This window comes from Cylindrospermopsis sp. CR12 (genome assembly GCF_001432185.1).
Classification (GTDB): domain Bacteria; phylum Cyanobacteriota; class Cyanobacteriia; order Cyanobacteriales; family Nostocaceae; genus Raphidiopsis; species Raphidiopsis raciborskii.
The window spans coordinates 1-7900 of record NZ_LMVE01000054.1 but is presented as its reverse complement, the minus strand read 5'-3'; the positions used below and the strand labels follow the sequence as shown (position 1 = coordinate 7900).

Below are 7900 nucleotides of genomic sequence, written 5' to 3'. Positions count from 1 at the left end.
TGTTGGGTTTCATGCTTCAACTCAACCTACCTTCTACCCTTTTTAAAAACCAACACAAAACCAAAAACAAGTGCTAAAATTGGGTTAATTTATATTTTATAGGAGTAATTTTCATGGTAGCTACTACTGCTAAAAAGATGACTTTTGAAGAATTTCTTAATTATGATGATGGGACAGATTATTTATATGAATTGGAAAATGGGGAAATAATTCTTATGCCTTTTGAAAGTGAAATCAATCGGCGCATAGCGGTGTTTTTATTAATCTATTTTTCTCAATTAGGTATTCCCTATTACCGCTTGAGTATGAAAACGGAAATAGTGGTAAATAGTCGCATGGTGGGGGTGCGTGTTCCTGATTTGGTGGTATTTTCTGAAGAGTTGGCACAGGTGATGCAAAATGCTACACGCTCTCTAATTTTAATGGATATGCCACCCCCTTTATTGGTAGTTGAAGTGGTAAGTCCTAATCAAGAAAAGCGAGATTATCGTTACAAGCGTTCTGAGTATGCAGCGCGAGGTATTAATGAATATTGGATTGTTGATCCAATCGGGCAAAAAGTGACTGTTTTGGAGTGGGTGGAAGGTTTGTATGAGGAGCGGGTTTTTATGGATGATGAAGTGATTTGTTCCCCCTTATTTGCCGAGGTCAAGTTAACTGTAAATGAGATTTTAAGATGAGCCAGGATAACTTGATTTAAGATGATAATGTTGGGTTGAGAAAACCCAACCTACGTTAGACTTGGCGTATAAGGTGAAATAATTGCAGATGATTATAAATATAATCCCAGCACTATTCCCAAAGTTATTGACGTTCAATTTCTATAAACTTAAACTTAAAACCATTTTCTTCTAATTTTTCTTCTTTGGTTAATTTGCCAAAATTGCTAAATTCAGGAAAATGTATATCACCTTCAAAATTCCCTTCCACAATGGTCAAATATAGCTTGTTCGCAAATTCCATAGCCTGGGTATATATTTGCTCTCCACCAGCAATAAATATCTCTTCTGTTTCACTCATTTTGCTCCATTTAATTGCTTCCTCTAAAGAATGAAAAACTACACATCCTGGCGCTTGATAGTCAGTGTTTTTAGTTACAATAATATTAGTACGATTTGGTAATGGATGATTGAAGGTGGCATAGGTTTTACGACCCATAATTACAGGATGTCGCCAGGTAGTTTCTTTAAAATAACGTCCATCACTAGGAATATCCCAGGGAATACCCCCGCGAATGTGTTCGTTTTTGGAATCAGATAAAATACGATCTTGGGAAATGGCAGCTATGAGACTAATAAGAGTCATAACGGATGATATTCCTTGCTAAAGGTTAACTGTTTATTCGCTCTACATACCGTTTGAACAAAAGTTCCAGAAGGTGATTTTTGAATTCTCGATCATCACTAAACTGCTTATAGAAATTAAAATTAGTTTCTATCATATCCTGCATCAGGTCATTGGTGAGGTTATCGAAAACAAGTCTTATGTTTTCAGGAGTGTTCACTTTGAAGCTTAATTTCAAGGGATTACTTTCGTCTAGTTTATCTTCTAATTGCTTAATAAATACCCGTTCATTGTCAGTGAAATCAGTGCCAAATTGCTGATTGATTTCTTGAATGATTTTTGAAAGAGGTTCTATGTTCTCTGTGGATGGTTTACTTGCTCCTATGGAATAATTACCTCTTGTTTCTCTCACTCCTCTTTCTAGTTCAATTTTGCCTTTATGGGTCTTTTGGATGCGGTAAGATTTTAATTCGATGTTTGTCTGCACTTCCAGGGGAAGGGTATGGGTTTTAATAGGTAGCTTACGGATTAGGTGGCGAAAAAATTCATAGAATTTTTCTAGCTCCCCGTCTGGAATAGGTAATAGTTGGGATATAAAAGCATATAATCGGATGAAATCTTGAAGCTGACCCCGAAAGTTAAATTGCTCTTCTACTGTAGCTTCTTTATATTGCTCTACTACGGGTGCTAAAACAGTGTATAATTTATCCTGTGTCTCCTGTTTTCCATAATAAATCTCGGCAAAAGAATCTACCTCCTTTTGTCCATAAAAACCGTAGTCACCAAGTTGGGACTGAAGGTCATAAAGCTGGTTGGGATCAGTAGACTCACTTAGAATTGTGCGATCGTAATACTCTTCAAAAGCCTTCTTTATCTCCGATGCTTCGTTGGCAAAGTCTAGTACGATTGTTCCCAATTTATTGGGATGTGTTCGGTTCAGGCGCGAAAGGGTCTGCACCGCATTTACTCCACTCAATTTCTTATCCACATACATTGCTACTAGTAGTGGCTGATCAAAACCAGTCTGGAATTTATTAGCCACTACCAAAAAGTGATAGGAAGGTTGGTTAAAGGTTTCTGCGGTTGCATTGTCGGCAATATGTATACCCGAAGACCTGGAGTTCATATTGGTCTCAGTAAATTCTCCACCATCCTTGACTGTTCCCGTAAAAGCGACTAGGGACTGATAGGGATAGCCATTTTGGCGAATATACTCATCTAATTCTTGCTTGTAACGTACTGCATGTAGCCTGGAACGGGTAACAATCATGGCTTTGGCTTTGCCATCAATTTGGTGGGCAACTTTCTCATGAAAATGCTCCATAATAATCGCCACCTTCTGATTAATTGTGTGTGGGTGCAATTCGACAAAGTTTCGCAGTAGGGATACGGCTTTTTTCCGATCATAATTTGGATCGGTTTCAATAGTTTTGAGAAGATTAAAATATGTGTTATAGGTAGTATAGTTTTCCAGTACATCTAAAATAAAACCTTCCTCAATGGCTTGGCGCATGGAGTAGAGGCTAAAGGGAGCAAAGCTACCATCGGGTTGTTTTGTGCCAAATAACTCTAGTGTTTTGGCTTTGGGGGTCGCAGTGAAGGCAAAGTAGCTTAGGTTAGGAATTCTCCCGCGTTTTTTCGCCTCAGCAACAATACGATCTTCTAAATCCTCTTCTTCCTTACTTTCTTCCGCTTCTGCTGCTTCTAGGCTTGTGGCACTTAATACAGATTTGAGCTTTTTGGTACTTTCCCCAGTTTGGGAGGAGTGAGCCTCATCTACAATTACTGCAAATCGCTTCCCCGTGAGGGACTGGATCTGGTCAACGATAACTGGGAATTTTTGCAAGGTGGTGACAATGATTTTTTTTCCTAATTCCAGGGCCTCTTTGAGTTGGTGGGAGGTCTTGTCAATATTCTCAACCAATCCGGGAGTGTCTTCAAACTGACGGATGGTTCGTTGTAATTGGCGATCCAAGACCCGGCGATCGGTAATGACGATGATGGAATCAAACACCAGCTGATATTGGGAGTTATGGAGGCTAGAAAGTCCGTGAGCAAGCCAGGCAATGGAATTACTTTTACCACTCCCGGCGCTGTGTTGGATGAGGTAGGATTTTCCCGGGCCTTGGGACTTGGCATCCTCTAACAAACGACGTACTGTATCAAGTTGGTGATAGCGGGGGAAGATGAGTTTCTTTTTCCCTGTTTTCCTCCCCTTGTCGTCTTCTCCTTCAACCAGGGTGATAAAGTTCTGGATGAGATCTAGGACACTATTTTTTTGCCAGGTTTTTTCCCATAGGTAAGCGGTGCTGAAACTAAGGGTGGAGGGTGGGTTTCCCGCTCCTCCACAGTTCCCCTGGTTGAAGGGTAGGAAATGGGTTTTATCGCCCTGAAGGTGGGTGGTCATATAGACCAGATCCGGGTCTATGGCAAAGTGGGAGAGACAAACGCCAAGGCTAAAGAGTGGTTCTTTGGGATCCCGGTCGGTGCGGTACTGTTTGATAGCATGTTCCACGTTTTGACCTTTAAAGGGGTTTTTTAGCTCAGCGGTGAAGAGGGGTAGTCCATTGAGGAAGAGGACCAGATCCAGGCTTTTGGTGGGCGTTTTCTGGCTATAGTGGAGTTGTCTGGCAACAGTAAATAAATTAGCCTGATAGAGTTTTTGGGTTTCTTGATTGAGTCTGGTATTGGGTTGGAAGTAGGCAAGTTGAAAACGGCAGCCATTGGCTTTGATACCTTTGCGGAGGACTTCTAAGGTGCCTCGGTTTTTGATGACTTCGTCCAGGCGTTTTAGGAGTTTGTTATCCGCGTCATCACCATATTGGGTTGTAAATTTCTGCCACTCTTTTGGTTGGGTGACTTGGATGAAGTTAAGCACATCCTGGGTGATGAGGGAGAGGGCGGGGTGGTAATCTCTGGAGGTGCGGCGCTGGTAACCGTTTTGCAGGAGGCTTGTTTCGATGGTGTTTTCAAGGTTTTTTTCTGAGGTGTCGATCATTTGGGATTTAATTTTTTGATATTTTTTCAGGTGTATTGGGGTTGTATTAATTGGGTGATGGAGTTAGATTCTCTCTTATATCAATTTTACCTGTGACAGCGGCTGAGATGAGGGATGTTCGGTATTCTTTGAGTTTGTCAATACTGATGCGGGTCTTGGTGACTAGGGTGTCGATTTTGGCAGTTTCTCTATCTAGGAATTGGGCGATCGCTTGTTGTTCAGTGAGGGGGGGGATGACTATTCTTATGTTTGATATCACTCCCATTCCTATATTCTGCTGAGTCCCAAAGCTCCAACTTAACTCTACAGAGTAAAAAAATGGTTTTGATTTCATCGCATAAAACAAAAAATTAGTTGTCGTTATATGTGTGTCTGGGCGTAATACGGCTAAAGGTGACCATATATTAAATTCTTCCTCTGTTTCTACTCTCGCAACATTACCAGTAGTTGCTCCCGATTTAACCATATAGACATCTCCATATTGAGGCTTGTATTTTCTAGAAAATCTTTTATGCTCTTCTGGTGATATAAATCCTCGCTTTTTATCGAAGTCTATCCGATCATTCTTAATCGACTCAGCGGAAATAAATGGAATACCTTCATCATGTAGTTCGGGGGTTTCATGCGGTCCATCAGTTATTGGTATAGCTAAGGCGAACTTAATTGGCATTATTTCCCAATGTTCTGGAATTTCCCCCAACCACTCAATCCCAGAATCCTTCATCGGAGCATCAGGATTTAGTCCCTTAGTGACCGCATGGCTAATCAGTGCGGTGCGCTTCTCCTTGAGAAGTTCGATTAATCGCTCCTTCTTGGCAATCAAGGTGTCTATTTTGACAGTTTCTCTATCTAGGAATTGGGCGATCGCTTGTTGTTGAATAAGTCCTGTCCAAGGGAGTAGTTGATTATGTGCAAACTCTCGACTTAATCCTGGAACACCAGTATCCTGAGAACTCTTATCAAGCTCTAGTAGTGACAAAACATAAAACAACCATTTTAAGCATATACTTGAATTGACAGTTCTTGCATCGATAAAATATGTCGTATCTATAGCAAATACACAGCTTTCAGAATATGTAATTTTGCCACATGAACCTTTTCTTCCTATAATAATACAGGGCGCAAATGTATTAGGAGCCAGAGCCCTCTGAATTCCAACTAATCCATTTGATCCATAGACCGGAATATCACCAAGTCCCTTGGTATCACCTGATAATGAATCACCATACGTAAGACGTGATATATACTTAAGTCTCTTCACCTCCCAATGTTCTGGAATTTTCCCCAACCACTCAACCCCAGAATCCTTATACGCTGGATACCGCTTCCATCCCCTCTCCTGCTTAATCTCTACCTCACTCATCCTGCTACCTCCCGCAACATTTCCAGTATATCCCCTTCAATTGCCTTAATTTCCGCTTCAATCTCCTCTAACGCCCGTGGGGGCTCATACTTATAAAAATACCGGTTGAAATTAATTTCATAGCCCACCTTGCCAATCTCTCCATCCTTAACATCCCGCACGCTCTCGCTAATCCACGCATCAGATACATGGGGGGCCACTTCCCGCTGAAAATACTCCCTAATATCCTCCTTGAGTGGCACATTCTCAGTATCTCTTAACTCAGAATCAGCTTCAGGATGTCCCTGCTTATCCTCACAAACCTTCCCGGTGTCGTCTCGCTCAGAAAGTGCAGCAAGAATTGCCTTGTAAACCGGCGCTCCTATCGTTAATCCTTGGGACTTTATCGCTTTCTTTAACACCTTCTCAAATTGGTCACGATCTTTATATAATGTATCTGGTAAGTTATAAAGCATGTCCAAAATTAGCCTCTGCTGCTCCCTGCCAGCCTGTTCCTCAGTTGCCTTTACCTCGGCGCTCTTTTTCTTGCTTACCGCTAAACTAATAAATCCAGGTTGCTCCTTAATCCTTACTATGCGCTCCGGTGATGCCTGAAAGTTTAATCGCAGGGGACGCTCAACAGTAATTTTACGATAACCAAAATCTTGAGTGTCAAAAATCTTGCTGACTTCTGAAGACTCAAAACTCTGGAAAATTCTGGTTATCTCCTCAATATACTGGGAACTGACCTCCCGTCGCTTACTCCCTAAACTCTTCCGCATCGGTATCCAAAACTCAGAGGCGTTAATGAGTTGCACCTTCCCTTTTCTCTCAGGAGACTTGTGGTTGGTTAGAACCCAGATGTATGTGGCAATACCCGTGTTATAAAAAAGCTGCTCGGGCAAAGCTGCGATCGCTTCTAACCAGTCATTCTCCAAAATCCACCGCCGAATCTCGCTCTCGCCACTTCCCGCATCTCCGGTAAACAATGGCGAACCATTCATCACTATGGCCACGCGACTTCCACCCTGCTCAACCGGTTTCATACGTGAGAGCATGTGCTGCAAAAATAGGAGTTGACCATCACTTATGCGTGGTGTTCCTGCTGAAAAACGACCACCTGGTTTTTGCGCTTCCGCTTCCACTGCATCTTTGTCCCGCTTCCAATCTTTTCCGTAGGGTGGATTGGCCAGGAGATAGTCAAAGGTTCTGTCGCTGTGCTGATCATGGGAAAGAGTACTGCCAAATTTAATATTTTCAGCATCTTTGCCATCTATGCTCTTCATATACAGATCGGATTTGCACACCGCAAAGGTTTCCGGATTCACTTCCTGTCCAAAAAGAAATACTTGAGCTTTGGAATTGAGTTCGAGGATGCGATCTTTGGCAATAGTCAGCATTCCTCCTGAACCGCAGCAAGGATCGCAAACTGTGCGGTTAATGTATTCCTGGCTCAATTGGGCTTTATCCTGAGCGAAGATGAGGTTGACCATCAACTGGATAACCTCCCTCGGTGTGAAGTGTTCTCCCGGATTTTCATCCAGGGCCTCATTGAATTTACGGATTAACTCCTCAAATATATATCCCATCTCCAGATTAGAAACTTTGTCCGGATGTAGGTCTATATTCTTAAACCGCTCAGTAACCAAAAATAGCAGCTCCGACTGTTCCAGCTTATCAATGGTGTTGGGAAAGTCAAATTTCTCCAACACTTCGCGCATATTGGCACTAAAGCTGTTAATGTATAGTTTCAAATTAGCAGCAAGGTGCTTGGGATCATCTAGCAGCTTCTGAAAGTCGTAGGGGGCGCTGTTGTAGAAAGCAAAGCCCGATTTCTTGCACAGGAAGGAGTCCAGGTTATCTAGTTTGTTTTTGTAATGGTTGTAGGCTTCTAAGACCTCCACTTTGGTTGGTTGAAGTACGCAGTCGAGGCGACGTAACACGGTAAAAGGCAGAATAACATCTTGATACTTGCCACGCTTAAAGGTATCCCGGATAAGATCGGCGATACTCCAAATGAAATTGACCTTTTCTCCAAAATTTTGCATAATAATACTTGTATTTATAGATCAGGATTTTATATTTTCTCTGGGTCAATCCCAAGGGAACGTAGATAAGCAGCTAGTTTTTCTTTTTGTTGGCGCTCCTGTTCTTTAGCTTCTCGTTCCTGTTCTTTGGCTAGGCGTTCCTGAGATGCGATCGCTTCTGCTCGCTCTTTAGCTTCTCGTTCCTGTTCTTTGGCTAGGCGTTCCTGAGATGCGATCGCTTCTGCTCGC

General features: G+C 42.1%; 5 protein-coding genes and 1 pseudogene. 1 reads left to right on the top strand and 5 read right to left on the bottom strand.

Features of this window, described 5'->3' with window-relative positions; translation table 11 throughout:
• Positions 1-113: 113 nt before the first annotated feature.
• Positions 114-680, top strand: a complete 567-nt coding sequence (locus ASL19_RS07620; RefSeq protein ID WP_057177879.1) for a Uma2 family endonuclease — start codon at positions 114-116, stop codon at positions 678-680.
• Between the two features lie 124 nt (positions 681-804).
• Here the strand turns inward: ASL19_RS07620 and ASL19_RS07615 are convergent, their stop codons facing one another.
• From ASL19_RS07615 to ASL19_RS07595, 5 genes and pseudogenes are all read right to left on the bottom strand, one after another.
• Complete coding sequence (locus ASL19_RS07615; protein WP_057177878.1) at positions 805-1305, bottom strand: dihydrofolate reductase; 501 nt, start codon at positions 1303-1305, stop codon at positions 805-807.
• 25 nt (positions 1306-1330) lie between these two features.
• Complete coding sequence (locus ASL19_RS07610) at positions 1331-4282, bottom strand: type I restriction endonuclease subunit R (RefSeq protein ID WP_057177877.1); 2952 nt, start codon at positions 4280-4282, stop codon at positions 1331-1333.
• Between the two features lie 46 nt (positions 4283-4328).
• A complete protein-coding gene (locus ASL19_RS07605) occupies positions 4329-5261 on the bottom strand; it encodes a restriction endonuclease subunit S (protein WP_161808586.1) in 933 nt (310 codons plus the stop codon).
• A 380-nt stretch (positions 5262-5641) separates the two neighbouring features.
• On the bottom strand, positions 5642-7672 hold the full coding sequence (locus ASL19_RS07600; RefSeq protein ID WP_057177875.1) for a class I SAM-dependent DNA methyltransferase: 2031 nt from the start codon (positions 7670-7672) through the stop codon (positions 5642-5644).
• Positions 7673-7701: 29 nt separating this feature from the next.
• A pseudogene (locus ASL19_RS07595) lies at positions 7702-7900 on the bottom strand (hypothetical protein); the annotation flags it as partial.

Excerpts from the sequence above, each read along its gene's own strand:
- ASL19_RS07620 (WP_057177879.1), top strand. The coding sequence starts at position 114 with ATGGTAGCTACTACTGCTAAAAAGATGACTTTTGAAGAATTTCTTAAT.
- ASL19_RS07615 (WP_057177878.1), bottom strand. The coding sequence starts at position 1,305 with ATGACTCTTATTAGTCTCATAGCTGCCATTTCCCAAGATCGTATTTTA.
- ASL19_RS07610 (WP_057177877.1), bottom strand. The coding sequence starts at position 4,282 with ATGATCGACACCTCAGAAAAAAACCTTGAAAACACCATCGAAACAAGC.
- ASL19_RS07600 (WP_057177875.1), bottom strand. The coding sequence starts at position 7,672 with ATGCAAAATTTTGGAGAAAAGGTCAATTTCATTTGGAGTATCGCCGAT.